27 protein-coding genes, 1 tRNA gene and 1 pseudogene are annotated in these 25513 nt (G+C 59.1%); 12 read left to right on the top strand and 17 right to left on the bottom strand.

The window, feature by feature from the left end:
• Nucleotides 1-18 precede the first annotated feature (18 nt).
• The 4 genes from V8J63_RS11945 (at nucleotide 19) to V8J63_RS11930 (ending at nucleotide 3119) form a co-directional block, all read left to right on the top strand.
• Nucleotides 19-714, top strand: a complete 696-nt coding sequence (locus V8J63_RS11945) for an ABC transporter permease (protein ID WP_024011207.1) — start codon at nucleotides 19-21, stop codon at nucleotides 712-714.
• Entirely contained in the window at nucleotides 711-1400 is a 690-nt protein-coding gene (locus tag V8J63_RS11940) for an ABC transporter permease (protein ID WP_336464091.1), read from the top strand. The genes V8J63_RS11945 and V8J63_RS11940 overlap by 4 nt, the downstream gene beginning before the upstream one ends.
• The gene (locus tag V8J63_RS11935; RefSeq protein ID WP_125925802.1) at nucleotides 1381-2637 is read left to right on the top strand and encodes a methyltransferase; all 1257 of its coding nucleotides are present in this window, start codon (nucleotides 1381-1383) and stop codon (nucleotides 2635-2637) included. The genes V8J63_RS11940 and V8J63_RS11935 overlap by 20 nt, the downstream gene beginning before the upstream one ends.
• Before the next feature lie 406 nt (nucleotides 2638-3043).
• Nucleotides 3044-3119, top strand: a tRNA-Thr gene (locus V8J63_RS11930).
• A 73-nt stretch (nucleotides 3120-3192) separates the two neighbouring features.
• Here the strand turns inward: V8J63_RS11930 and V8J63_RS11925 are convergent.
• Nucleotides 3193-3306 (bottom strand): annotated as a pseudogene (locus tag V8J63_RS11925) (helix-turn-helix domain-containing protein); the annotation flags it as partial.
• A 397-nt stretch (nucleotides 3307-3703) separates the two neighbouring features.
• Between V8J63_RS11925 and V8J63_RS11920 the strand changes: the two are divergent.
• Nucleotides 3704-4498: a lipopolysaccharide biosynthesis protein gene (locus tag V8J63_RS11920; protein WP_374190762.1), complete on the top strand. Its 795-nt coding sequence runs from the start codon at nucleotides 3704-3706 to the stop codon at nucleotides 4496-4498.
• Here V8J63_RS11920 and V8J63_RS11915 read toward each other — a convergent pair.
• The 4 genes from V8J63_RS11915 to V8J63_RS11900 all read right to left on the bottom strand — a co-directional run bounded on the left by V8J63_RS11915 (nucleotide 4489) and on the right by V8J63_RS11900 (nucleotide 6280).
• Nucleotides 4489-5169 carry an RES family NAD+ phosphorylase gene (locus V8J63_RS11915; RefSeq protein ID WP_110644796.1) on the bottom strand — a complete coding sequence of 227 codons (681 nt, stop codon included), beginning with the start codon at nucleotides 5167-5169 and terminating at the stop codon, nucleotides 4489-4491. The two genes, V8J63_RS11920 and V8J63_RS11915, sit on opposite strands and share 10 nt — an antisense overlap.
• Nucleotides 5166-5573: an MbcA/ParS/Xre antitoxin family protein gene (locus V8J63_RS11910; RefSeq protein ID WP_125925811.1), complete on the bottom strand. Its 408-nt coding sequence runs from the start codon at nucleotides 5571-5573 to the stop codon at nucleotides 5166-5168. The genes V8J63_RS11915 and V8J63_RS11910 overlap by 4 nt, the downstream gene beginning before the upstream one ends.
• Before the next feature lie 136 nt (nucleotides 5574-5709).
• Nucleotides 5710-6024 carry a type II toxin-antitoxin system YafQ family toxin gene (locus V8J63_RS11905; RefSeq protein WP_122611117.1) on the bottom strand — a complete coding sequence of 105 codons (315 nt, stop codon included), beginning with the start codon at nucleotides 6022-6024 and terminating at the stop codon, nucleotides 5710-5712.
• A complete protein-coding gene (locus V8J63_RS11900) occupies nucleotides 5990-6280 on the bottom strand; it encodes a type II toxin-antitoxin system RelB/DinJ family antitoxin (RefSeq protein WP_125917396.1) in 291 nt (96 codons plus the stop codon). Before V8J63_RS11900 ends, V8J63_RS11905 begins: the two co-directional genes overlap by 35 nt.
• Before the next feature lie 468 nt (nucleotides 6281-6748).
• On the opposite strand from V8J63_RS11900, the gene V8J63_RS11895 reads away from it, so the two are divergent.
• Nucleotides 6749-7675 carry a LysR family transcriptional regulator gene (locus V8J63_RS11895; RefSeq protein ID WP_016772151.1) on the top strand — a complete coding sequence of 309 codons (927 nt, stop codon included), beginning with the start codon at nucleotides 6749-6751 and terminating at the stop codon, nucleotides 7673-7675.
• Here V8J63_RS11895 and V8J63_RS11890 read toward each other — a convergent pair.
• The 9 genes from V8J63_RS11890 to V8J63_RS11850 all read right to left on the bottom strand — a co-directional run bounded on the left by V8J63_RS11890 (nucleotide 7592) and on the right by V8J63_RS11850 (nucleotide 17462).
• On the bottom strand, nucleotides 7592-7909 hold the full coding sequence (locus V8J63_RS11890) for an AzlD domain-containing protein (protein ID WP_024011198.1): 318 nt from the start codon (nucleotides 7907-7909) through the stop codon (nucleotides 7592-7594). The genes V8J63_RS11895 and V8J63_RS11890 overlap by 84 nt on opposite strands.
• Nucleotides 7888-8604, bottom strand: coding sequence for an AzlC family ABC transporter permease (locus V8J63_RS11885; RefSeq protein ID WP_336464090.1), 717 nt, complete (start codon nucleotides 8602-8604; stop codon nucleotides 7888-7890). The genes V8J63_RS11890 and V8J63_RS11885 overlap by 22 nt, the downstream gene beginning before the upstream one ends.
• Nucleotides 8601-8978, bottom strand: coding sequence for a GNAT family N-acetyltransferase (locus V8J63_RS11880; protein ID WP_003220700.1), 378 nt, complete (start codon nucleotides 8976-8978; stop codon nucleotides 8601-8603). Before V8J63_RS11880 ends, V8J63_RS11885 begins: the two co-directional genes overlap by 4 nt.
• A gap of 79 nt (nucleotides 8979-9057) precedes the next feature.
• Nucleotides 9058-9804 carry a 2OG-Fe dioxygenase family protein gene (locus V8J63_RS11875; protein WP_016772154.1) on the bottom strand — a complete coding sequence of 249 codons (747 nt, stop codon included), beginning with the start codon at nucleotides 9802-9804 and terminating at the stop codon, nucleotides 9058-9060.
• 231 nt (nucleotides 9805-10035) lie between these two features.
• Nucleotides 10036-11340, bottom strand: a complete 1305-nt coding sequence (locus V8J63_RS11870) for an OprD family porin (protein WP_122751817.1) — start codon at nucleotides 11338-11340, stop codon at nucleotides 10036-10038.
• Nucleotides 11341-11801: 461 nt separating this feature from the next.
• Complete coding sequence (locus V8J63_RS11865) at nucleotides 11802-12014, bottom strand: hypothetical protein (protein ID WP_016772156.1); 213 nt, start codon at nucleotides 12012-12014, stop codon at nucleotides 11802-11804.
• A gap of 245 nt (nucleotides 12015-12259) precedes the next feature.
• Nucleotides 12260-13366 (bottom strand): agmatine deiminase, encoded by a 1107-nt coding sequence (gene aguA, locus V8J63_RS11860; protein ID WP_336464089.1) that lies wholly within the window; start codon nucleotides 13364-13366, stop codon nucleotides 12260-12262.
• A complete protein-coding gene (aguB, locus tag V8J63_RS11855; protein WP_197890724.1) occupies nucleotides 13366-14244 on the bottom strand; it encodes an N-carbamoylputrescine amidase in 879 nt (292 codons plus the stop codon). Before aguB ends, aguA begins: the two co-directional genes overlap by 1 nt.
• A 305-nt stretch (nucleotides 14245-14549) precedes the next feature.
• A complete protein-coding gene (locus V8J63_RS11850; protein WP_336464088.1) occupies nucleotides 14550-17462 on the bottom strand; it encodes an aminotransferase in 2913 nt (970 codons plus the stop codon).
• A gap of 211 nt (nucleotides 17463-17673) precedes the next feature.
• Here V8J63_RS11850 and V8J63_RS11845 point away from each other — a divergent pair, with 211 nt between their 5' ends.
• The 5 genes from V8J63_RS11845 to V8J63_RS11825 all read left to right on the top strand — a co-directional run bounded on the left by V8J63_RS11845 (nucleotide 17674) and on the right by V8J63_RS11825 (nucleotide 22508).
• Entirely contained in the window at nucleotides 17674-18198 is a 525-nt protein-coding gene (locus tag V8J63_RS11845) for a DUF3916 domain-containing protein (protein WP_083387087.1), read from the top strand.
• Nucleotides 18199-18280: 82 nt separating this feature from the next.
• Nucleotides 18281-18826 carry a dTDP-4-dehydrorhamnose 3,5-epimerase gene (gene rfbC / locus V8J63_RS11840; RefSeq protein WP_016772161.1) on the top strand — a complete coding sequence of 182 codons (546 nt, stop codon included), beginning with the start codon at nucleotides 18281-18283 and terminating at the stop codon, nucleotides 18824-18826.
• A 42-nt stretch (nucleotides 18827-18868) separates the two neighbouring features.
• Entirely contained in the window at nucleotides 18869-20677 is a 1809-nt protein-coding gene (locus V8J63_RS11835) for a sensor histidine kinase (RefSeq protein WP_336464087.1), read from the top strand.
• A complete protein-coding gene (locus V8J63_RS11830) occupies nucleotides 20674-22056 on the top strand; it encodes a sigma-54-dependent transcriptional regulator (protein ID WP_336464086.1) in 1383 nt (460 codons plus the stop codon). Before V8J63_RS11835 ends, V8J63_RS11830 begins: the two co-directional genes overlap by 4 nt.
• Nucleotides 22053-22508, top strand: a complete 456-nt coding sequence (locus V8J63_RS11825; protein WP_336464085.1) for a YiiD C-terminal domain-containing protein — start codon at nucleotides 22053-22055, stop codon at nucleotides 22506-22508. The genes V8J63_RS11830 and V8J63_RS11825 overlap by 4 nt, the downstream gene beginning before the upstream one ends.
• A 203-nt stretch (nucleotides 22509-22711) precedes the next feature.
• On the opposite strand, the gene cysQ is transcribed toward V8J63_RS11825, so the two are convergent.
• Together cysQ and nudE are read right to left on the bottom strand one after the other, a co-directional pair.
• A complete protein-coding gene (gene cysQ / locus V8J63_RS11820; RefSeq protein WP_336464103.1) occupies nucleotides 22712-23539 on the bottom strand; it encodes a 3'(2'),5'-bisphosphate nucleotidase CysQ in 828 nt (275 codons plus the stop codon).
• 7 nt (nucleotides 23540-23546) lie between these two features.
• The gene (gene nudE / locus V8J63_RS11815) at nucleotides 23547-24116 is read right to left on the bottom strand and encodes an ADP compounds hydrolase NudE (RefSeq protein WP_016772166.1); all 570 of its coding nucleotides are present in this window, start codon (nucleotides 24114-24116) and stop codon (nucleotides 23547-23549) included.
• Nucleotides 24117-24204: 88 nt separating this feature from the next.
• Between nudE and yrfG the strand changes: the two genes are divergently transcribed.
• Complete coding sequence (gene yrfG / locus V8J63_RS11810) at nucleotides 24205-24867, top strand: GMP/IMP nucleotidase (protein ID WP_336464084.1); 663 nt, start codon at nucleotides 24205-24207, stop codon at nucleotides 24865-24867.
• Nucleotides 24868-24961: 94 nt separating this feature from the next.
• Here the strand turns inward: yrfG and lysM are convergent, their stop codons facing one another.
• Nucleotides 24962-25411, bottom strand: a complete 450-nt coding sequence (gene lysM / locus V8J63_RS11805; RefSeq protein ID WP_016772168.1) for a peptidoglycan-binding protein LysM — start codon at nucleotides 25409-25411, stop codon at nucleotides 24962-24964.
• Between the last annotated feature and the right edge of the window lie 102 nt (nucleotides 25412-25513).

The raw sequence follows: 25513 nt of genomic DNA, 5'->3' as shown, positions 1-25513 counted from the left end.
CAATTTGAACAGAAACCCATGATTATCGACCTCTACGGATTCGGCCCGGCGCTCGCCGCTGGCGCGCTGATGACCGTCCAACTGGCCCTCACCGCCCTGTGCCTGGGCCTGGTGCTCGGCCTGCTCGGCGCCTTGGCGAAGACTTCCCCGTACAAGCCGCTGCAATGGCTTGGCGGCACTTATTCGACGCTGGTACGCGGCGTCCCGGAATTGCTCTGGGTGCTGTTGATCTACTTCGGTACGGTCAACCTGATGCGCACCCTCGGTGAGTACTTCGGCAACCCCGACCTGCAACTCAACGCCTTTGCCGCCGGTGTGATCGCACTGGGCCTGTGCTTCGGCGCCTACGCCACGGAAGTGTTTCGCGGCGCCCTGCTGGCCATTCCCAAGGGTCACCGTGAGGCCGGCCAGGCCCTGGGCCTGTCGAAGTGGCGCATTTTTACCCGGCTGATCATGCCGCAGATGTGGCGCATCGCCCTGCCGGGCCTGGGCAACCTGTTCATGATCCTGATGAAAGACACCGCGCTGGTATCGGTCATCGGTCTGGAAGAAATCATGCGTCACGCGCAGATTGGCGTGACCGTGTCGAAACAACCGTTCACCTTCTACATGGTCGCCGCGATCATGTACCTCGGCCTGACGGTGCTGGCGATGACCGGCATGCACTTGCTGGAAAAACGCGCCGCTCGCGGCTTTGCGAGGAGCGCGCAATGAACTGGGAAGTCATTATCAAGTGGCTGCCGAAACTGGCACAGGGCGCGACCCTGACGCTGGAACTGGTCGCCATCGCGGTCATCGCCGGCCTGCTGCTCGCCATTCCGCTGGGCATCGCGCGCTCTTCGAAGCGTTGGTACGTGCGTTCGCTGCCCTACGCCTACATCTTCTTTTTCCGTGGCACACCGCTGCTGGTGCAGCTGTTCCTGGTCTATTACGGTCTGGCGCAGTTCGAAGCCGTGCGTGAAAGCGCCTTGTGGCCGTACCTGCGCGATCCGTTCTGGTGTGCAACGGTGACCATGACGCTGCATACGGCGGCGTACATCGCCGAGATCCTGCGTGGAGCCATTCAGGCCATTCCACCAGGTGAAATCGAAGCCGCGCGGGCCTTGGGCATGTCCCGGCCCAAAGCAATGTTCTACATCATCCTGCCCCGTGCCGCGCGCATCGGCCTGCCGGCCTACAGTAACGAAGTGATCCTGATGCTCAAGGCCAGCGCCCTGGCCAGCACCGTGACCCTGCTGGAACTGACCGGCATGGCCCGCACGATCATCGCCCGCACTTATCTGCCGGTGGAGATCTTCTTCGCCGCCGGTGTGTTCTATCTGGTCATGGCTTACGTGCTGGTACGCGGCTTCAAGCTGCTGGAGCGCTGGCTGCGCGTCGATGCCTGCCAAGGCCGCTGATACTTCCCACGTGCTGACGGGCGAGGCCCTACTCGCCCGCTTCACCGCGCTGGATGCTTTCTTGATTAAGCATCAGGCGCTGTGGAAACCTCGGCCGTTCACTCACCTACAACTTCCATGGGAAGCATCCTACCCGGAGTTGTCTGCGTGGCTACGCGGGCGGTCGCTGGAAGATGCAGAACGCACGCATAACCATCCTGCTGACCTTGTCGATGCGCCAGAGCCGTTCGCTTCATTGGCGAAGTTGTCGGCAGAGTTGAGTGCGGTCGGTGAGTTGGCGGGGCGTGCGCTTGAAGCTGCCGGGCATGGCTTGAATGTCGATGTTCCGGGGCGTAAGTGGCAGCAGATTGAAGCGTTTGCCAGTCGCTTGTCTTTCGCCTCGCAGCCGACGCATTGGCTGGACTGGTGCTCCGGCAAAGGGCATCTGGGGCGGCGCCTGTTGGGTGCCGGGCAACAATTGACTTGCGTTGAATACGATCCGGTGCTGGTCGCCAGCGGTCAGGCCTTGAGTCAGCGTCATCACTTGCACGCCCTGCATGTCCAACAGGATGTACTCGCGGCAGACGCCCCGGCCGTGTTGAACGCCGCCCACACCCCCGTCGCCCTCCACGCCTGCGGTGATCTTCATGTGCGCTTGATGCAACTGGCCAGTGCCGCAGGTTGCCAGCAAATGGCGATTGCGCCGTGCTGCTACAACCGCATCAGTCGTAACGAATATCAGGCCTTGTCCTGCGCGGGATCGGCATCACTCCTACACCTGTCGCTGGAAGATCTGGCGTTGCCGATGAGCGAAACCGTCACCGCCGGTGCGCGCGTCCGACGTCAGCGCGACACCTCGATGGCTCGTCGCCTGGCTTTCGACCTGCTGCAACGGCAAGTGCGCGGCGTCAATGAATACCTGCCAACGCCCTCCCTGCCCAGCGCCTGGCTGGATAAACCGTTTGCGGACTATTGTCTCGATCTAGCAGCGCTGAAGGAGTTATCCACAGTCGGCTCGCCAGACTGGTCGACACTCGAAGCCGCCGGTTGGCAGCGGTTGGCCGAAGTGCGCAACCTGGAATTGCTTCGCGGATTGTTCCGACGACCGCTTGAGCTCTGGCTGAATCTGGATCGGGCGCTTTTCCTCGCAGAACAGGGATACGTCGTACGCCTCGGCACCTTTTGCGACGCCTCACTCACACCGCGAAACTTACTGCTGCTCGCCGAACGCGCTGAAAACATCACAGCCTGTGGATAACTCTGTTGATGGATTTGCCGTGGATCCAATATCTGCGCCTGTTTCATCGCCTTAACGACACTGGTCATTTTTTGTTCACATAAATAAAAACCTGTAAAACAGGGATTTGCGAACAAGATGAGAATGGCTGCACTAAACCTCGCCCAAGCAGTCCTAGCGCCCCTCAGTTGTGCATAAGCTGCCAACCAAAAGGACATAACCGACGAATATTGGGCTGGCCGAGTGAATAACTGCAGGGTCCCGAAAGCCCAGACTCAACCGTACGCCCTGCATAAATGCCTTACTGCGCTTGAGGTACAAAAGCTGCGCATTAATTTGCGCAGGGCCTGATTTTTCCGGAATGCAAAAATAGTCTGAATTCAGGGGTTTACAGGATCTACCCAATCGCTATAATCGTCGCCCACACGCCGGTATAGCTCAGTTGGTAGAGCAACTGACTTGTAATCAGTAGGTCCCGGGTTCGACTCCTGGTGCCGGCACCATACAAAACAAAGCCCCTGCAGAAATGCAGGGGCTTTGTTGTTTCTGAGTCAGCCAAGAAGTCAACTATGGGGATCAGGCAGGATACAAATCCCGCAACGCCTCAGGATGCTGACTTGCGACCCGCAAGAGAGTCTGCACTGCACCCGTCGGTTGCCTGCGCCCCTGCTCCCAATCCTGCAAAGTCCGCGCTTATGCCTCGCAGTATCTGCACGAGCCAAGCAAGGCATTGATCGATGATGTGGTGAAGTAATGGATTCGCCACCAGAAAGGCATTGATGCAAACCGCCATTCGAAGCCCTCGTTGATGCGAGGGCTTTTTGCATTTCAGGCCTGCCGAAAACATGCCGGCCTTCCTCAAGGTCCCTTGGTGCGCGGACATATCCGACTTCCCTCCTGCATCTATCCAGATAACCCGCCAGCCACTGGAGCGTTCTTGGCCAACGCTTCGGCTGCCCAGCAGCCAAACGGGAACTAACGCCGAGCGCAACACTCACTTACAAAGCGCGGCGCTATAGAAGAGTCATCTCGCTTCATCACGTCAGCACAACGGACTGAATGCATGACATGGACCAAGAGACCATCGATGAACTCAACATCAGAAACGCCAAACGGCTCCGCACGTTCGCAAATCAGGGACTTTTCTGACTGTCGAAACATTGCTCGAGGCGCTGTATTCATAATCGCGTCGGGTAACTCCGCGAAGGACTTTCCCATTGAACAGTTTGCCGACATCCCGATGATCACGGTGAACGGCGCGATATCCATGTTCACGGGAACAGGCATAAAGCCGTTCTTCTATGCATGCACCGACACCAGTTTTTCGCTACAACAGCCTGATCTGTTTGCCTATGCAATGCGCACCAGTCAGCGAGTAGCTCTCTGGGCTCGCCAGGCCCAGGAACTCGCCGTTGAACCGACAGGTGATCTCTATCTTCTGAAGAAAGCGCCCAAACCAACCCTGACTGAATGGCTACTTCGCAACAACCAGGATCTGGTACGTAATCGCGCTGTTCTGGGTAGCCGAAACCGCAGTATCGGGTTCAGCAAAAACCTGGCCCATGGTTTTTTTGATGCCCGCACAGTCTTGTATCTCGCACTCCAACTTGCCTATCACGCAGGCTTTTCAAAGGTGATTTTGGTGGGAGCGGATATGAACCAGTCGGCCGGGCGTTTTTACGAGACTGATGGAAGCTCTATCTCCCCGTGCGGGCTGGACCAGCATTTTCATTCCAGAATTCTTCCATCTCTGAAACTCATGTCCGACAAAGTCATCGACAGTAAATTTGCCGTTTACAACTTGTCGCCCTCTTCGCGAATTCCATCCAGCGTCATTCCCGTCACAACGCTCGACGAAGTCAAAGCGATAATTCAGACCTGACTGATCTCGAATACAAACGAAATTCTGCCCTCACTTGCGCTCCAGACATAGCGCAAATGCTTGCCCTGCTTCGGAATCGATACCGCCGGCGGCCGAAACGCCGCAACGCACTCATGCCCGGGCAACCGCACGCTGTTATAGAGCAAGCCCCACGACTCGGCGTCGCGCAGTTGTCGCGCGAACAGTTGTGATGGGCCATAGGCTTCAGGATCAGGCTGATGCAGATGATCAAAGCCATGGCGAATATCATGCAGCGGCCTGATCACCTGATTGAAGTAAGTACGCATGGTCAATTCGAGATCGGCTTCCCGGGTCGCCGCGAGAAAACGTTCCTGATGAAAACAGGTTTCGGCGATCGCCGCAGCCTGGCTGCTGGCGGCGTAATAGACGCCGAAGGTGCCGTCACTGAAACGGCTGCGTTTGCCGACGTGAGTGAACGCGGCCATCACCGGGCTGGAACCGGGGCCGGACAGGCGATCTTCGGGACGTACGCGGGCAAGGACGCCGGCCTGTTCGACCAGCCGATCATTGGTCAGTGCTTCGATGGCGTAGGCAACTTCGAGGTCCTCGGGGTCGAGGACGTCTTCGAACAGTGCAATCGGCGGGAAGCTGCTGTTGACGATGCGATACGCCCGCGGCCATGGCACATCCACCGGCGCCGGCGCTTTCAACCGCGCACTCCGTCGAGGTAGCGGCGCACATCGGCGATATCGACCACCCGGCCCGCCAGCATGTAATCCAGCGCGGTTTTGCCATTGAACGGTGCCGCGGTGTTCGGGCTGCTGACCCAATCGTAGGCGCGCTCGCGGCTGTTGCTGAAGATGATGCTCAACGCCTTGTGAATACCCATCAGGTAAGAGATGCGCTCGAGGGTGTCATGGGGCAGGCGTATGTTTGGCAGGTGTTTGTATTTATAGAACGTGGTGTTGCCGACTCCTCCGAGCAGGGTGCGTTGTTGCTCGGCGCTACAGCCCCAATGCTCCATGAGGCTGAAGAAGAACTTCAGCGCAACCCGGCCGGCTTCGGGGGCGTCGAGTTGTTCGCATGGGGTAAGAGCTGGGGATGAGGTAGGCATAGACGCCTCCTGATTTTTGTCTTAGCTGAAGACTAGTACATAACTGTAATTTTTTAGTATTTTGATACACAAACGAACGAATCGTAACAATCAAATGCGCAGAAGCCGGAGTTAAGCCGGCTTATGTATTTCTGCGCTATTGAAACAGTTCTGAATGACTCCCTAAATCCACGAACGTGATCAGGTCGGGACGTGTGTTCTCGTAAACCATCAGAAAATCGCCACCGATATGACACTCGCGGAATCCAGACCAATCTCCAGTCAGCGCATGATCCAGATATTCTGCCGGTAACTGCTGCCCCAGGAACAACATTGCCATCACCTTCCGAACGTCGTTCATATCTCGCCTTCCGGCACGGTTGTAACGATCCCAAGACTTCTTGAATTCAGAAGTCTGTGCACACTGTTTAGGTCGATCAGCGCGTTTTTGTGTTTTCTCCTGTTTCGCCATCAGCATTCCTCAGCATGTCGTCTATCGAGTCGAAACGCTGACGGATTTCTCGTGCTTCCATCATTGCGCGGGCCGTCTTCTCCGATGGAACTCGCACCTCGAAGGGAAGCCCCTGAGTAGCAACAACCTGTCGCAGAAAAAGTCGCATGGCGTCACTAATGCTCAGCCCGCAAGCGTTCAAGACTTCAGTGGCACGCGCTTTCAAATCCTCATCAATGCGGCAGCGCACATCGGTAGTTTTCAGTAGTGCAGCCATTTCAATTACCTCATCGTGGTTTTGTAGCTACATCAGCGCTACCTCTGCATTGTGTTCGGAGTGATCTTCGTCGGTCAACGCGAAGTTGATAGGTGGTTATCTACTACCATGGCTCGCATGCCAGACATCCATTTCAACTCCTTTGACTGTTGGGCGCTATCAGCTAAATCGTTACTTTACCCGTGACCTATCTGCGTATGACGCAGGCAAAAAGCTAGGAAGATGTAAGCTGTTTCTCTTCGAAAAGAATCTCCCCGCGCACCAAAACCACGCACTTTTTTGACCTTCATCACCCCCACTTCACCAAAAACCCCGATCCTCTGTCAGCCTCCAGCCATCGGCGGGGAAATCAATTCGCTACTAAATCCGCGACAACTATGCTCAGGTGCAGGAATATAGCCGGCATATGGCGCCGTTTCGGTCGTTTCGTACACAACAATACCCAGCCCACTTCAGAGGGCATTACCCATGGATAGCAGAACCTTACGCAACCTCATGCGCATCGTGCAGACCGGCTCGTTGTCGGCTGCAGCCGAGCATTCGTGCCTGACCGTGCAGGCGTTGGCCGCACAGTTGAACAAGGTCGAAGAGCAGTTCGGTTTCCGCTTGTTTCGCCGTTCCAACAAAGGCCTGACGCTGACGCCGCAAGGCACGGAGCTCACGCCCTACATCGACAAAGTGTTGATCGCCACGCGACAGATGGAAGAAAAGGTCGAAGCGCTGAAGGTGCCAGGGCAGCGGACGTTGAAGGTGGCGTTGAACAACACCCTGTCGCCTGATTTCAACCGACGCATGATCGGACGCCTGATCGAGGTGTTTCCCGATTATCAGATGGAGTTCAGCTACGCCGAGTCGATGGAAAACCTCAGCAAGCTGAAGAACGAAGATTTCGACCTTGCCGTGCTGATCGGCCCGCAGCGGCCGGGGCTGCCGAGCATCGTCCTGCCGGATGTGCAGGTGCAGGTGGTCGGTGCGCATTGCGGCCAGGAAAACGATCCGCTGACGTTGCTGGGCAACAAGTTTCAGGTGCGTCCTGCGGAAGATTGTCCGTATTCCCACAGCTTCTTGCGGTTTCTCGACGCCGGGCTGGGCAATCACGAGAACGGCCAGCGCATGGTCTATTCCTGCAGCGAAACCCTGACGCTGTCGTTGATCACGCAGATGGATGCGGTCGGCATGGTCTCGCGTGAAGCGGCACAGAAGAACGGACTGACGATTTTTCCCGGTTTCGAGGATTTCCTCGAAGTGCGCCTGGCGGTAAACAATCCGGAGTTGTCCCACCAGGCGCTGAACGACGTCGTTGACCTGCCGCTACATGAACGAGCCGAGCGCAATGTACGCAGCCGTCCCCACCGCCACACTGAGAAAGAGGTTTTTGCTGAAATACGCACATAGCAACGTCGGAATCGCGGCATAGAATTCCGGGCGATCGAGCTGGATCTGCCGGTCCTTGATCAACAGGGGCGTGAGGCTGATCGCAGCGACGATCGCCACCGGCAGATATTCCAGTGCGCGCGCCACGAACGGCGGCCAGTGTTCGGTGTTGATCTGCAGCGGCAAGGCGCGCGGCAGGAAGGTCACCGCCATCATCAGCACCACCACCAGAATCAGGAATGTTTGGTCAGGCATACACCCACTCCGCAGCCCACAAACGTGGCGATAAATACGTTGAAGGGCGAACTGCCGATCAGGCTCAGCGCACCCATGCACACCACGGCAGCAGCGGCCGCAATCAATTTGTTACGCGTGTTGCACAGCGAGACCAGCACGTAGAGCATCATCGCCGTCAGCGCGTAATCGAGCTGATATTTGATCAAGTGCGCCGCGTACTGCGCGCAGACCGCACCGAGCAAACCGCCGAGCACCCACGAGGTGTGGCAGAACAGATTGAAACCGATCAGGTAACGCACGTTGACCGGTGCGCCCGTGCCGAGCTTGACGCTATGAAAGGCGAAGGATTCATCCGTCAGGCCACCGGCGTAAGCCCAACGCTCCATGCGGCTCAAGCCCAATGCACGCAGGGCTTTGGCCATGTACACCGACATCAGCATGTGCCGCGCATTGATCAGAAACGTGGTCAGCACAATGGTGGTCAGCGATGCGCCGCTGGAGATCAGCGCCAGCGCGGCGAATTGCGAAGCGCCGGCATAGACAAACAAGCACATCGCCACCGGCAGCCACATCGGCAGGCCGGCGTTGACCGCCATCAGCCCGAAGACAAACGACACGGTGAAATACCCGGCGACCACCGGGCTGGCTTCGGCAAACGTGCGCGACGGCTGATGAGTCGCCATCAGCGGCGCGCTGCCGGACCTTTCATTCATAGATCCCTCTCAAATGTTCGTTCGCCGTGAGGCTCGCAAAAACCCTGGGCGGTCCAGAATCGCTTGCCCGCGAGGTTAGCATCGTCGACGAACAGAAACATCCGCAGCACCCCGACCCGTTTCATGTCGGACGACGCTGCTTCGACCAAACGCTGGCCCACGCCCTGGCTGCGGTAACGCGGGCTCACGGCCAGATGGTTGATCGTGCCGCGACTGCCGAGCATGCCGCCGAGCACCGCGCCGACGATCTCGCCCTCGACATCGAAAGCCAGGTACGCCGTGGTGGTTTTCTGGATCAACACGCCGCGCAGGCATTTGGCGTCCTGCCATTCGCAGAACGACACTTCGTCGAACTGGCGGAAGAAGCGCTCCATGCGTTGCGCATCCTTGGCGGTGGCGCGGCGCAGTACCACTGGCGTCGAGCACTCGACGCCGTCGATTGGGGTGATCTGATTAGCGAACAATGTCGAAAGCGGTCCCGGGCCGCGAGAAGGAAATCGCCAGAATCTGCCGGTACGCCATGGCATGGGTGTGGGTGTTGCGCGCCGGGGTCACGTAATGGCGCATGTCGCGATCGAGGAAGTAGGTGGTATCGAGAATTTCCTCGTAGGTGGTCGCCGCCAGCTGTTGCTGATGAATGTCATACAAACGACTCTCAGCGCCCTCGACATTATTGCGCCCCCAGAAGTGCACGCCGCTGAACGGATAGCCGTCGCAATGAATGCCTTCAGGGGTGATTTCCAGCTGCTTGCCGGGTTTGATCTCAATGCGGATCTGATGGATCTGGCACTGCCAGATTTCATCGTGCAACTCTTCTGGCAGCACACTTTTGTACACTTCGAAATCGGTGTCGATCAGGCTGCGCATCACCGGCGAAGAGATCACTTCTTCGGAAAAGTCCTGAAAGTGTCGTACCACGCCGCCGACGTAAGCGTTGTTCTCTTTCGATTGCACATAGGCGCGATGCTCAAGTTGCTTGAGCTCGCGGGTTTTCGGGTTGTATTCAAAGTCGCTGTAACGACGGTAACGCATGCCGGCTTCGGCCTGACCGTAGTAGCTGTCAGGCTCCATGTTTTCCCAACTTTTGGTCAGTCTGACGAAGTCGGCAAAATGACCGTAGAGATTGAAGTCACCACCCTGGACGTTGACAAACTTGTCGCGCCGTAGCGATTCGCCCACTTCTCTGTTCAAAACGATCATTACCAAATTCTCCGCTGCGTTGAACGCCCTAATCTATTGGGTGGAGAATTTGCGTCCATGAGAAAGAATTTCAGGCATTTGAAGCACTGCTTGAAACGAAATCTGCAGCGCTTGAAAAACGACTTTTACATGACAAAAACACCGGTTATTTACGGTTTGCGCTGAAAAACCGGCGAAAAAAAACCCCGAACGAATCGGGGCTTTCTCATTTTTCTTACAGCGGATCGCTCATCAGAAGATGTTGATCGGATAGTCCACGAATACACGCAGCTCGTTACCGCTGACGTTGTACTCGCTGGATTTCTGCGACACGCGCAGGATCGAACTGCGCAACTTCACGCTCAGGTCTTTGGCCGGGCCACTTTGCACGACGTACTTGAACTGGTTGAAGATCTCGCGCTCGGTGCCGCCTTCGCTGGTGGACGTGGTGATGTTGTCGCCGCGCACGTAAGCGAAGTTGTAGCTCAGACCCGGAACGCCGAACGAACCAAAGTCCAGGCCATAACCCAGCTGCCAGCTGCGTTCGTCTTCGGCGTTGAAGTCAGACCAGTAGGAGTTGGCCAGGTAGATGGAGTTACCGCCGTCGCCGACACGGCCCTGATCTTTCTGGTAGCCACCATAGGCGTAACCGAGGTTACTGTCGCCAGTGGAACGCTGATGCGCCACGGTGAACGAGTGCGGGCCGGTGGCGAAAGTGGCTGCCAGGCTCCAGATCTTGTTGTCGCGACCAGTGACGATGCTTTCGCCCGGCACGGTGTTTTCGCGTACGTACGAGCTGTCCAGCTTGGTGCGATAGCCGTTGAAGTCCAGGGTCAGGGACTGATCCTTGTTGAACGGAATCACATAGTTGGCGTTCACGTACTGTTTCTTCAAGACGTCTTCAACGTCGGACGCATACAGCGCGCCTTTGAAGTGTTCGGTGAACTGATAGCTGCCGCCCAACACGTTGATCGACTTCAGACCGCCGCTGTCACGGCCCTCATCGCTCTTGCGCGATTCGGCGGTGAATCGGCCGGCGTTCAATTCCAGGCCTTGGATTTCACGGGAAGTGATCAAGGTACCGGTATAGCTTTCCGGCAGCAGACGCACGTTGTCGTAGCTCAGCACCGGCAGGGCCGGCATCTGGTCGCCATAGGTCAACACGGTGTTGGAAACACGGAATTTGACCGCTGCGCCGCCCTTGGCGATGTCGTGGTTCGCACGACCGTCATTTTCCTGTCTGAAGAAGTCGATGCCGCCAGCGCCGCTACGGCCCTTGCCGCCGTCCAGGCGCAATGCGTACAGACCGAAAGCGTCCACGCCGACACCGACGGTGCCTTGAGTGAATCCCGACGAGAACGTACCGATGGCCGCTTGGCCCCATTCGGCCTTGTCCTTGTTACCGTCTTTGTAATCACGATTGATGTAGGCGTTGCGCAGCAGCACTTTCAGGCTGCTGTCTTCAACGAAACCCTTGGACTCGGCCTGGTCGTTAGCCATGGCCTGTGTAGCACTCAACATCCCCAGTGCGATCAGACTGATTCGCTTGTTCAACATTTTGTTTTCCTTATTACGGGTTGAAACGCGCTGTGTCGAACGGCTGAAACGGCGCTTTCTGCACTCTTGTATTCACCCCGAAACAAAAAAGCCCGCCGACGTTAACGTCATGGCGGGCCTGCTCCTTATTTTGAGTCATGGCGGTTAGCCACAGGCGTTGGGCCGAATCGTAGCCGCGCCCTGAACTGTGTGTCAATTTCAAGAATCGTCTTTAAATAGGCGAAAAACGTCTAAGAAACGTAATTTTCTTGCTGGGCGGTTGCAGAAAAAACGGATTAAACAGGGAGTTTGAACTGTGGGGAGCGAGCCTGCTCGCGAAGCGCTGGATCAGTCAACAAAGTCATTGGCAGTGCTGACGTCTTCGCGAGCAGGCTCGCTCCCACTTCTGAATACCTGTGGATAAAAATCAGGCAAAAAAAGCGCCGCCATCCCGGCAGCGCTTTTACCAATCCCTATTGTTCTTATCCTTCCATCACATCCCACAAGGCTTCCAGCTCGGCCTCGCTGAACAGGCCAGCGGGGTAACGCTCGATCATCATCCGGCGCGGATCAGGTTGTCTGATCTGACGCGTTCCATTGGACTTCAACCAGTGCGCGACAAGCTGGAGCGATTCGCCGTTGACGGCCATGGGATGCACAGTCCGCTCGCTGATTACGTTCACTTCGGCGTTCATTTCAGCGCTCTCTCCCCGTTCGTGAGCGGCTACGTTATCCAAGGTTTGTGACAGAACTGTTGAAGTTCCCCTCCCTCCCTAGTGCATCAGGAGCAATACAAGAGCTATGCCAAGGCGACCCGAATGTCGACCGGCGGATACAAACAAGCCCGCGGTCCTGACGGGCCGCGGGCTTGCTTTGATGCTGAGCGAGCTAATCATTGCCTGGCTGATTTGTGAATCAACTCAAGCTGTTACGACTCAACTCACTCTTTGTGCGGGGCTGGCTGCTGTTGGGTAAGGCAGTGAATATTGCCGCCACCCAGTAACAGTTCACGGCCCGGCACCATCACTACTTCGTGTTGCGGGAACAGCTTCTGCAGGATTTCCCTGGCCGGGGCATCCATCGGGTCGTCGAAGCTCGGCGCGATGATGCCGCCGTTGACGATCAGGAAGTTCACGTAGGAACCGGCCAGACGCACGGAAGGATTGCGCTCCTGCGAACCGTCCACCGCATCGACGCCGGCACACTCTTCTTCGGTCGCGTACAGCGGCCCCGGAATCGGCATTTTGTGCACCGTGAACGGGCGGCCCTTGGCGTCGGTGCTGCTTTGCAGCACTTTCATTGCGGCCTGGCAGCGCGGGTAGTTCGGATCCTGCGGATCATCGGTCCACGCCAGCAGCACTTCGCCTGGACGCACGTAGCAGCAGAAGTTATCCACATGGCCGTCGGTTTCATCGTTGAACAAGCCATCCGGCAACCAGATGATCTTGTCCACAGACAGGTTGTCGCTGAGTACGGCTTCGATTTCTTCGCGGCTCAGGTGCGGGTTGCGATTGCGGTTGAGCAAGCATTCTTCGGTGGTGATCAGCGTGCCTTCGCCGTCGACATGAATCGAACCGCCTTCGAGCACGAAACCTTCGGTGCGGTAACGCGGGCTGCGCTCGATCTCGAGGATCTTGCCGCCGACCTGCGAATCGCGGTTCCACGCTGCATACAGGCCGCCATCGAAACCACCCCAGGCGTTGAAATCCCAGTTCACACCGCGCACTTCGCCATGGTTATTGATCACGAAGGTCGGGCCGCTGTCGCGAACCCAGGCGTCGTCGCTGGACATCTCCACCACGCGGATATTCGGCACATCGAGGCGCGCGCGGGCGTTTTCGTATTGGCCGGCGGAGACGGCAACGGTCACCGGCTCGAAGCGGGCGATGGCTTTGGCCACTGTGGCGTGCGCGGCCTGCGCCGGTTTGCCACCCAGACGCCAGTTGTCCGGGCGCTCGGGCCAGATCATCCAGGTCTGGGTTTGTGGCGCCCACTCGGCCGGCATGTAGAAGCCATCGGCGCGTGGGGTACTTTTCAATGTGGTCATCAGGACTCCAGGGAACCGTCGAGGGTTTTCAACGCGCCGTACAGATTCGGCCGGCGGTCGCGGAATGAACCCCACGCGCTGCGAATATGTTCCAGCTCGTCGAGGTTGAACGTGTGCACAAGAATACCTTCTTCGGTTTTATTCAGCTCCTGCACTTTTTCGCCGAACTGGTTGGCGATGAACGACGAGCCGTAGAAGGTGATGTCGTAGCCGTCCTGCTCTTCATTGCCGATGCGGTTGCTGGCAATCAGCGGCATCAGGTTGGCGCCGGCATGGCCCTGCTGCACCCGCTGCCAGTGGTCGCGCGAAGAAATGGTCTTGTCGTGCGGCTCGCTGCCGATCGCGGTTGGATAAAAGAGAATTTCCGCGCCTTGCAAGGCCATGCTGCGCGCCGCTTCCGGGAACCACTGGTCCCAGCAGATGCCGACGCCGATTTTCGCGTAACGGGTGTTCCATACCTTGAAGCCGGTGTCGCCCGGGTTGAAGTAATACTTCTCGTGATAGCCCGGGCCGTCGGGGATATGGCTTTTACGATAAATCCCGAGGTTGCTGCCGTCGGCGTCGATGATCGCGATGCTGTTGAAGCGTGCACGCCCGGCCAGTTCGTAGAAGCTGATCGGCAGCACCACTTGCAGCTCTTTGGCGATTTTCCGGAAATGCTTGATGGCGACGTTATCTTCAACCGTCGTTGCCAGTTGCAGGTAATCCGGATTGGGCTTCTGGCAAAAGTACGGCGCCTCGAACAGTTCCTGGATGAGGATGATCTGCGCGCCTTTGGCGGCGGCTTCGCGGACCAGTCTTTCAGCGGTTTCGAGGTTGGCTTCCAGGTCCCACGAACAGGCCATCTGCGTGGCGGCGACGGTAACGATACGGCTCATGAATCATCTCCGGGCTAGTGCTTTGACGGTCGAAGAATTCAACCGAAAAGAAAACGCGCGCACCGGACAAAAGATCGCCATGCCGGAGCAATGGCGACTTTATAACCGATAAATATCGGCTTTAAAAGCTGTAAAGAAGGAATATCTCTGTTTGAACGCCAATTAAATCGATACAAATCGGACTTCAGACCGAAAACAAATGTGGGAGCGAGCCCGCTCGCGAATGCGCTGTATCAGTCACCGCATGTGGCGACTGATACGCAGCTTTCGCGAGCAGGCTCGCTCCCACAGGGGATGTGCCTTGCTTACAGTCCTTCGCTCAACACCCGATCCAGCATATCGACAAAGAAATCCACGCTTTGGCGCGACGTCACCATCGGTGGCTTGATCTTGAGAATGTTCAAATCGTCGCCGGTCGGCTGCATGAAGATCCCCAGCTCACGCAAGCGATCACACAGGAACGCAGTTTCGGCGGTCGCCGGCTCCAGCGTCTGCCGATTGCGGATCAGTTCCAGCCCGAGATAAAACCCGGAGCCGTGCACCGCGCCGACCAGCGGATGTTTATCGATCAACGCTTCCAGGCGCGCCTTGAAGTGGCCGCCGACGACCTGAGCGTTTTCCCAGAGCTTTTCTTCCTCCATCACATCGAGCACCGCCATGCCGATCTGGCAACTGACCGGACTGCCGCCCGCCGACGAGAAGAAATAGCCCTCAGCCTCCAGCGCCTCGGCGATTTCCCGGCGAGTGATCACCGCGCCAAGTGGCTGACCGTTACCCATGCCCTTGGCCATGGTGATGATGTCCGGCACCACGCCCTGCTCTTCGAAGCCCCAGAAAAAATTACCCATGCGCCCGTAACCGACCTGCACTTCGTCAGCGATGCATACTCCACCCTGCGCGCGGACTTTTTCATACACCTGCGGCAAATAACCCGGCGGTAAAGAAATACCCCCGGCATTACCGTAGACCGGCTCGCAGATGAAACCGGCCAGTTGCCGCTTTTGCTCGGCCAGTTTTTGCAGATGATGCTCGACGCTGCGCACGTAATCCGGCGCCGAATCGGCGCCACGGAATTCGCCGCGATACGTGTTCGGCGCTGGCACTGGGTGCACCCAGTCCGGGCGACTTTCCAGGGCCTTCGGGTTGTCGGCAATCGACGTCGATACCGCATCGGCGCCGATCGTCCAGCCGTGATACGCCTCGAGCACGCTGATCATGTCGCGCCCGCCGCTGTAGGCCCAGGCCAGACGAATCGCCAGGTCATTGGCCTCACTGCCGCTGTTGACCAGGAACACGCGATCCATGCCCTCCGGCGCCAGCTTCAGCAAGCGCTCGGAAAATTCGGCGACCGCCGCGTAGTTGAAGCGCGAATTGGTATTGAGCAACGACCACTGCCGCGCCGCGACCGCCGCCATCCGAGGGTGACCGTGGCCGAGCACGGCGACGTTATTGAGCATGTCCAGATACGAGCGGCCCTGCATATCAATCAGGTGATTGCGCCAGCCGCGTTCAATGCGCGGTGGGTCAACGTAATAGTGTTTTTGCGTGCGGGCGAAACTGGCATCGCGGCGTTCGATCAGGGTTTTCGCGTCCAGCTCAGGCTCGGCGTCGCAGGCCAGCCCGAGCAGCATCGCCGGTGACGGGCACAACGCCTGCCACGCCGATGCACGGGACGGCGTGCAGAACAGCGGCGCGTCGAGCTCTGCTTCTCGGCACAACTGCACAATCAGCGGCCCAGTGACTTCACCGAGTTTCTGGCCTCTATCCACTGCCACCCCATGTTCAAGAACAGGCGTCACGCCCCACAGGCGAACGCTGAACTGTGGGCCATCGAGTTGCAGCGCACCGTTTGCCGCTTGCTTCAGCACGCCGGCGAACGGTGCTTGAACTTCGGTTCCGGTCGGCACACGCAATTCGACATGCAACGGGAACGTGTCCGGCTCAGTCGCGCTGTCTGGCCGAGTACGTGACAAGCGGTACTGGCCATAACGCGTCGCCGCCAGCCCGTGCACCGCTGCGGCTTCTGTCAGCAAGCGCTGATCAATGCCCGGCTGCTCCCAATTGCCCGCCTCGAAGTGCGGGCTCAACACGCCCAGATCGATCAGCGCGAATTCGCGCCCGACCAGCCCTGGCAACAACGGTGCAAATTCCGGATTTTCGACCTTCGGCACGGTCTCGTCCACGGCGCTGAGAATCGCCGCTTCCATCAGCGCCTGTGGCACCGATGTCGCGACGCGAAAGATTTCCCACTCGTGAATGAGATTGTCGCGGCTATACATATTGGTGGGGTCGATACTCACCTGTTGCTCGCCACTGAGCACCAGCACCGCCGCCCGCGCCACGATCAATGGCCACAGCGCTTGCAGCTCAGCGTACTGCAACGGATTGACCGCGTGATAAGCCTTGACCGCCGGCAGGATGACAAACGGATCGCCATCGGCGTGATGCAGCAAAGCCGCACAGGTCACCGACAGATCGGTGATGCGCCAGGTGCGTACCAGATCACCGAAGTCGATCACACCCTGCAATTGCCAATGCCGCTGGGCATCACGCGCCCAGACGACGTTGTCATCGGTGATATCCATGTGAATCGCCTGCACCGGCAGCTTGTCCAGCAGCGGCTGCAAACGGCGCTCGGCCTGCTCGGCGGCAGCGCTGATCACCGCACCCTGCTGCGCGTCGGTGATCACCGGCAACAGATGACTGATCAAAGCGTTGGCGTGACGCGCGTCCCACTGCAAGGTGCGTTCAAGACCCGGGTGATCGAAACCTGCCAGGGCCAGATCCATCTCGCCACAGAGTCGGCCAAACCCGGCGACCACGTCTTTGCCAAGATGATCGAAATCGGTCAATGGTTGGCCGTCGATGTACTCCAGCAACCGCACATGCACCGTTTCGCCATTGGCTTGCAACGACAATAGATCTGCACCGTTATTGGCTGCGATGACGCGCGGCACCTTGATCGCCGAATGCTCGGCCAAGTATTTGAGCCCGGCGTGCTGGGCTTGCAACTCCACAAGAGCGTAGTCGCCACGACAGACTTTCAGCACAAAGCGTCCACGCGCGCTGTCGACGCGATAATTCAGATCCTGCTGGCTGCCCAGCGCCTGCAACGTGCCGCTGAACCCGTAATATTCGGCCAGCCATTGCAGCGCCTGCGCCTCTGAAACCTGCGGACCGGGCAAACTGGCGCGATGAATCAACGTGGCGAGCGGCATGAAACGACCCCTGAAATTTTATTAGGCGCTTATATCGCCATTGCCTTGGCGGTTACGCAACCCCTTAAGACGTTGCCCGGTCAACCGAAAACGGAAATGCGATCATGAAAGACTTCCAGGCAAACTTTCCTACAAGACTTTCAGATTGTGTTTCAGCGCCGCTCTGTGCAATCTGCGCCCCGAATTCACAGCACGGATGCAAGCCCAAGTCATGTCCCATCGTCGCCTCGCCCTTACCGACAAAAAGGTTCGCAACATCCCTCGCCGCTTACGTGCATTGGCTGCTTGGGCCGCCGATTTCGAGGGATACTTTCCAGCCGACCTCACTCTCGAAGATAAATACTGGAACTGGAAAATTCCGATTCACATGGCGATGGTCGAAGGAAAACAGGCAACGACCGATCTGAAAAGGCAATGTGCCCAGCACTTGATCGACGCGGCGCAGCATCTACGCCTGGCTCGTCCTGAGCATGCGCTTGACTGCAGGGTGGTCGCAGCCATTTGTGTTCCCGGCATGTTTTCCAGCGAAATCTGTATCTATACGGATCTGGAATACCACCGCGGTCACATCCCTGCCTCCGACAGCGAATATGTCGAAACCGGCAAAAGCCTGGCTCAAGAATGGGGTCTTGTGTTGCCAAAGGGCATGGGCGAACGAGGTTTGCGCTACGAGGTTGAAGGCTGGGATGGGCAGACTTATGAAGAGGAACGCTGGTATTTTGGCGAGGTCGATTGACGCTCCGGCGTAGTCCGCACTCGCGCCCCGCAGCGCTTTGCGCAAGAATGTCGCCCATTCAAACCTGTCTATGGAAATCCCCATGAATGTCATCACCACCGATCTGCCCGGTGTTCTGATCATCGAACCCAAGGTGTTCGGCGACGAGCGTGGTTTTTTCTACGAGAGTTTCAATGCCAAGGCGTTTCAGGACGCTACCGGTCTGGAAACGCAGTTTGTGCAGGACAACCATTCGCGCTCGCAAAAAGGCGTGCTGCGTGGTCTGCATTACCAGTTGCAGAACACCCAGGGCAAGCTGGTTCGTGTGACCGCGGGTGAAGTGCTCGATGTGGCGGTGGACATCCGTCGCAGCTCGCCGCATTTCGGCAAATCGGTGGCGGTGCGCCTGTCGGCGGAAAACCATCGTCAGCTATGGGTGCCGGAAGGTTTCGCTCACGGTTTCGTGGTGCTGAGCGAGTTCGCCGAATTCCTCTACAAGACCACCAACTATTACGACCCGTCCTCCGAGCGCAGCATTCGCTGGGACGACCCGGCGCTGGGCATCGACTGGCAACTGGACGAAGCGCCGAAGCTGTCGGCCAAGGACCAGGCGGCCGCGCTGCTCAAGGACGCTGACGTCTTCGCCTGAGGCCGGGCATAATGCGCCTGTCCCTACAGGCGTATCCGGCACATGAAACCACCGCTCCCCCGCAGACCTCGCTGGCGCAGCCTCGCACTGTTGGCCCTGTGCCTGGCGCCGCTGCTGTGGCCGCTGGAACATCTTGCCGAGCGCTATTACCGCAGCGAGCTCGCCGGACAGAATCGCCAGACCCTCGATCTGTACGTCGCCAACCTGCTCGGCACCCTGCATCGCTATGAAGTGTTGCCGCAGATTCTCGGCGACTTGCCGGCCCTGCGCGCGGTGCTCGGTGCGCCGGACGACGGGGTTACCCAAGGCAACGCCAATCGCCTGCTGAAAAATATCGCCGCGCAGACCGGCGCTGAAGTCATGTACCTGATGGACACGTCCGGCCAGACGCTGGCGGCGTCGAACTGGGACAAACGCGACAGCTTCGTCGGCCGCAACTTCGCCTTCCGCCCGTATTTCAGCGAAGCCATGGCCGGGCGCCTCGGACGCTTCTTCGGCCTCGGCACCACATCGGCCAAACGCGGCTACTTCTTCGCCGCTGCCGTGCGCAACGGCGAGAAAATCATCGGCGTGCTGGTGATCAAGGTCGACCTCGACCACACCGAAAGCCTGTGGGGCAAAACCCCGGAACAACTGCTGGTGACCGACCACAACGGCGTGGTCATCCTGACGTCGCGCCCGGAATGGCGTTTCCGTTCCACTCGCGCGTTGAGCGATGCCGAGCGCGCCGCGATCACCGCAATCCAGCCCTACCCGACCCGCGAACCCCGACCGCTTAACCTCAGCGCCGACGCCTGGCTGACGCAGACCCACGACATCGCCGAAACCGGCTGGAGCGTGAGCATTCTCGCCCCGCGCACGCTGATTGATCGTCCGGTGCGCACGGTGGTTGCGATCGGCGGCGCCACGCTGTTGGTGGTGATGCTGCTGGTGGGTTTGATGATGCAACGTCGCCGGCATTATCTGGAGCGCATCGCCTTCGAGGCCAAGGCGCGCCGCGAACTGGAAGGCCGGGTGGCTGAACGTACCAGCGATCTGGAGGGCCTCAACCGGCGTTTGAAGGAGGAAGTGCTCGAGCGTGAGCAGGCGCAGCAGGAGTTGGTGCGCGCCCAGGACGATCTGGTCCAGGCGGGCAAATTGTCGGCGCTGGGGACCATGTCGGCGAGCATCAGTCACGAACTCAATCAACCGCTGGCGGCGATTCGCAGCTATGCGGAAAACGCCGAAGTGCTGCTCGATCATCAGCGCACCGAGGACGCGCGCGGCAACCTCAAGCTGATCAGCGAACTGACCGGGCGCATGGCCTCGATCATCGCCCACCTGCGCGCCTTCGCCCGTCGCGATCGCCACGCACCGGAAAGCGTCGCCCTGCAACCGGCGCTGGACGATGCGCTGGCATTGCTGGCCAAACGTCGGCGCAGCATGGAAGTCGAACTGATCCGCGATCTGCCAGCCGCGACGCTGTGGGTCGAGGCCGGCGAAACCCGCTTGCGCCAAGTGCTGGGCAATCTGCTGGCCAATGCTCTCGATGCCCTGACCGAAAAAGGCCCGCCCCGTAAGTTGTGGCTGAGTGCCGAAGCCACCGCCGACGGCGTCAATCTGTACATTCGCGACAACGGCCCCGGGTTCTGCATGGAAGCCCTTGGCCGCGCCAGCGAGCCCTTTTACACCACCAAGACCCGCACCCAGGGTCTGGGCCTGGGGCTGGCGATTTGTGAAACGCTGATGCGCGCCTTTGGTGGCGAGCTGTCGTTCGCCAACCACAAGCAAGGCGGCGCCCTGATCACCCTGCGCCTGCGCGCCGGCGCGCCCGGAGTCAGCCTGCAACCGTCCGAGGATCGAAGTGCATGACCATCGACAATCGCATCCAGGTAGTGTTGATCGACGACGATCCGCACTTGCGCCAGGCCCTCGGCCAGACCCTGGACCTGGCCGGCCTGAAAATCCTGCCGCTGTCCGAAGCCAAAGGGCTGGCGGCACAGCTTGAGCGTGACTGGCCGGGGGTGGTGGTCAGCGACATCCGCATGCCATGCATGGACGGCCTCGAACTGTTGAGCGAGTTGCATGCACAGGATCCCGAGTTGCCGGTGCTGCTGATCACCGGCCATGGCGACGTACCGCTGGCAGTGCAGGCGATGCGCGCCGGCGCTTACGATTTTCTGGAAAAACCCTTTGCCAGCGACGCGCTGCTCGACAGCGTCCGTCGCGCCCTCGCGCTACGGCGGCTGGTGCTGGACAACCGCAGCCTGCGTCTGGCCTTGAGCGACCGCAACGAATTGAGCGCGCGATTGGTCGGCCATTCGACGCCGATGCTGCGTCTGCGTGAGCAGATCGGTGCGCTGGCGGCGACCAAGGCTGACGTGCTGATCCTCGGCGAAACCGGTGCCGGCAAAGAGGTGGTGGCCCGCGCGCTGCACGATTTGTCGAGCCGCCGCAACGGCCCGTTCGTAGCGATCAACGCCGGCGCCCTGGCGGAGTCGGTGGTGGAAAGCGAGCTGTTCGGTCACGAACCCGGCGCTTTCACCGGCGCGCAGAAACGCCGCATCGGCAAATTCGAATTCGCCAACGGCGGCACGCTGTTTCTCGACGAAATCGAAAGCATGAGCATGGACGTGCAAGTGAAGCTGCTGCGCATGCTGCAGGAGCGCGTCGTCGAACGCCTGGGCGGCAATCAGTTGATCCCGCTGGACATCCGCGTCATCGCCGCGACCAAGGAAGATCTGCGCCAAGCGGCGGATCAGGGTCGCTTCCGCGCCGACTTGTATTACCGCCTCAACGTCGCGCCGCTGCGCATCCCGCCGCTGCGCGAAAGGGGCGAAGACGCACTGGTGCTGTTCCAGCACTATGCCGATGAAGCCAGCGCCCGCCACGGCTTGCCCCCCCACGAACTGCAACCGGCACACCGCGCCCTGCTGCTGCGCCACACCTGGCCGGGCAATGTCCGTGAACTGCAAAATGCCGCCGAACGCTTCGCCCTCGGGCTTGAGCTGGCACTGGACAACAGCGCGGATGGCAGCGGTGGCACGCCTGTGGAAGTGGTCAGTGGCGGCCTCAGCGAGCAAGTCGAAAACTTCGAGAAATCGCTGATCGCCGCCGAACTCGCGCGCTCGCACAGCTCGGTACGCAGCCTCGCTGAAGCCTTGGGTATTCCGCGCAAGACCCTGCACGACAAGTTGCGCAAACACGGTCTGAATTTCGGCGACAGCAGCCACGGGGAAGACAACGAATGAGCAGCGCAAGCGAATACCTGCAAACGGTGCTGCATCACGACATTCCGCTGACCGCCGAGATGGGTCTTGAGGTGCTCGAGTGGCGCAAGCAGCAACTGAGCCTGCACCTGCCGCTCGCACCCAACGTCAATCACAAGAGCACCATGTTTGGCGGCAGCCTCTACTGCGGCGCGGTGCTGGCCGGCTGGGGCTGGTTGCATCTACGTTTGCAGGAAGAAGGGATTACCGACGGACACATCGTCATTCAGGAAGGGCAGATCAGTTATCCGATGCCTGTAACCGGGGACGCCGTGGCGATCTGCCCGGCACCGGATGCCGCGGTGTGGAAGCGCTTTGTGGCGATGTATCGGCGATACGGACGGGCGCGGTTGACGCTGGATACGCGGATTTTGAATGCGGGAAGCGAGGACGAGGCGGTGAGATTTACAGGCCAGTACGTTTTGCACCGTTGAAGATCAACAGCCCCTCACCCTAGCCCTCTCCCGAGGGAGAGGGAACCGATACGGGGATGCTACAGATTTACGTCGACCTGAACCTGCTTCGCCGAATCCACAATCGACTCGATTCTCCAGGTCGATGCATAGCGCCAGACAACTCGGTCGGCTCCCTCTCCTGGGGGAGAGGGCTGGGGTGAGGGGAATTGCGGATCAGGCAGTTAGCCTCGGGCCAGCTCCAACAACCGCCCGCGCCACGCAGCCTTCGCCGGCAGCGCCAGAAAGAACTCGTTCAACAGCGATTCCCGCGGCGGATAACTGAACGCCTCGCCGCTAAGATCCAGCACCTCGCCCCCCGCGCCTTCCAGCACGCCCTGAGCTGCCGCCGTGTCCCACTGCGAAGTCGGCGCCAGTCGCGGATAGCAATCAGCAGCACCTTCGGCCAGCAGGCAAAATTTCAAGGAACTGCCGATATTGGCCAGTTGCAGCTCACCAAGACTGGCGCTCAACCCGGCCAGCAAACGCTCTTGCTCGGGACTTGAATGGCGACGGCTGGCCACCACGGTAAACGCCTCGCCCGGCGCAGGCACATCGCGCACCCGAATCGCTACCGGCGTAGCGCCCTCGTCGCCACGCCATGCACCGAGCCCGGCACCGCCGACGTAAAAACGACCGCTGGTCGGCATCGTCACCACGCCAAATACCACCCGGCCATTTTCGATCAGCGCGATGTTGACGGTGAATTCCTCGCTACCGCTGATGAACTCCTTGGTACCGTCCAGCGGATCCACCAGCCACCAGCGCTGCCAACCGGCGCGCACGCTTTGCGGGATGTTGGCGTCCTCTTCGGACAGCACCGGAATGCTCGGATCCAGCGCCGTCAGCCCGGCAACGACAAGGTGATGGGCGGCCAGGTCGGCGGCCGTGACCGGCGAATCATCGGACTTGGCCGTGACTTCGACGCCGGCACGCCAGAACGGCAGAATCGCCTCGCCAGCCTGTAAAGCCAGCGCAACCACAGGTGCCATCAGCGGATGGGGAAAATTCATCGACGTCTCACTCATAGCTGAACACCCCGCGCTGGCTCAGCAGGTCGCGGGTCAGATACAGCGCCGCCAAGGCGCGGCCCTCGGAAAATTGCGGATTCTGCGCCAGCGCCGACAGTTCGCGCAGGTTGACCTTGTCGACCCGCATCGGCTCCGGCTCATCGCCTTCCAGCCGCTCTTCATACAGGTCGGTGGCCAGCACCACTTGGATTTTCTGGCTCATGTAACCGGGCGACAGCGACAGCTCGGTCAGATGTTCCAACTGGCGCGCGCCATAACCGGCCTCTTCCTTGAGCTCCCGCTCGGCCGCCGCCAGCACGTCCTCGCCCGGCTCGATCAGGCCTTTGGGCAGAGACAGTTCGTATTCGTCGGTGCCGCCGCAGTATTCCTCGATCAACACTGCGTGTTCGGCATCAAGCATCGCGACGATCATCACCGCGCCGTAGCCCGCACCCTTGCCGACCAGACGCTCGTAAGTGCGCTCCACGCCATTGGAAAATCGCAGCTTGAGTTCTTCGACGCGAAACAGGCGACTGGTGGCGACGATCTCGCGGGCGAGTACGGTGGGTTTCTGGCGCATGCAAAGCTCCTTGGCGTGAACGCGCTACTATAACGCGGCTTTCCCGATTGTTTGCGTCGGATATCTTTTCACCGTTCGAGACGTTGCCATGCCTTCTTTACCGTGGTTCGACATCGATACCGTCCTGCTCGACATGGACGGCACGCTGCTGGATCTGCACTTCGACAACCATTTCTGGCTCGAACACCTGCCCCAGCGCTACGCCGAACTGCACGGCATCAGCCGGGCCATGGCCGAGCTGGAATTGCAGCCGCTGTTCGAACGCCACGCCGGCCAGTTGCAGTGGTACTGCCTGGATTTCTGGAGCGCGGAACTGAAATTGTCGGTGCGTGAACTGAAACAGGAAACCGCCCACTTGATCGCCCTGCGCGCGGATGCCGATACCTTTCTCGATGCAATCAAACGCGCCGGCAAACGGGTGATCATGATCACCAATGCGCACCGCGATTCGCTGTCGTTGAAACTGGAACGGATCGAACTCGCGCCTTACTTCGAGCGGCTGATCAGCTCGCATGACTATGGTTATCCCAAGGAGAACCCGCAGTTCTGGGATGCCTTGCAGGCGGACATCGGTTTTGATCCGGCGCGCAGCCTGTTTATCGATGACACCTTGCCGATCTTGCGCAGTGCACGGGATTTTGGCGTGGCGCACTTGCTGGCGGTGAAAGAACCGGACAGCCGCAAAGGACCGAAGGACACAGCGGAGTTTGCCGCAGTCGAGGATTACCGGGATTTGATTGCAGGACTTTGACGTCGCGTTGCTGCCATCGCGAGCAGGCTCGCTCCCACACCGAAATGCGTTTCAAATGTGGGAGCGAGCCTGCTCGCGAAAGCGCTTTCAAATGTTATTCAGGAATACGCAGTACTTGTCCCGGGTAGATCTTGTCTGGATGTTTGAGCTGAGGTTTGTTGGCCTCGAAAATCTTGTTGTACTGGTTGGCGTCGCCATACACGCGCTTGGAAATCGCACTCAGCGTGTCGCCCTTCTCGACCGTGACAAATTTTGCGGCGGCGGCAACGCCACCCGTCACGGTGATCTGATCGTCCACGCCACTCACGCCGGCGACGTTACCCAGGGCCAAAAGAATCTTCTCTTTCTCTTCCTGACTCGCCGCTTCACCCGTGGCGATGACCTTCTCGCCTTCAACCTTGACCTGGATCTTCGACGTATCGATACCGGTCAGCGCTTCCTGCACGTGCTTGGTCAGCGCTGCGCTGTTGGCCTCGGCCTTGTCCGGCGTCAGTGCATCGAGAATCTTTTCACCGGCTTCTTTCAAAAAACTGAACAGGCTCATCGCATTCACTCCATGTAATAAAGGGTCAGTCGTCCAAGCCTAGACCACCCCAGCCAAACCCGGTTCCAGTCCGACCAATGACGCTGCCGCGCCGCAGGCGGT

Origin of the sequence: Pseudomonas sp. CCNWLW23 (assembly GCF_037095675.1) — a bacterium.
Taxonomy (GTDB): domain Bacteria; phylum Pseudomonadota; class Gammaproteobacteria; order Pseudomonadales; family Pseudomonadaceae; genus Aquipseudomonas; species Aquipseudomonas atacamensis.
The sequence above is the reverse complement of the archived record's forward strand: the minus strand, read 5'-3'. Positions and strand labels throughout refer to the sequence as shown.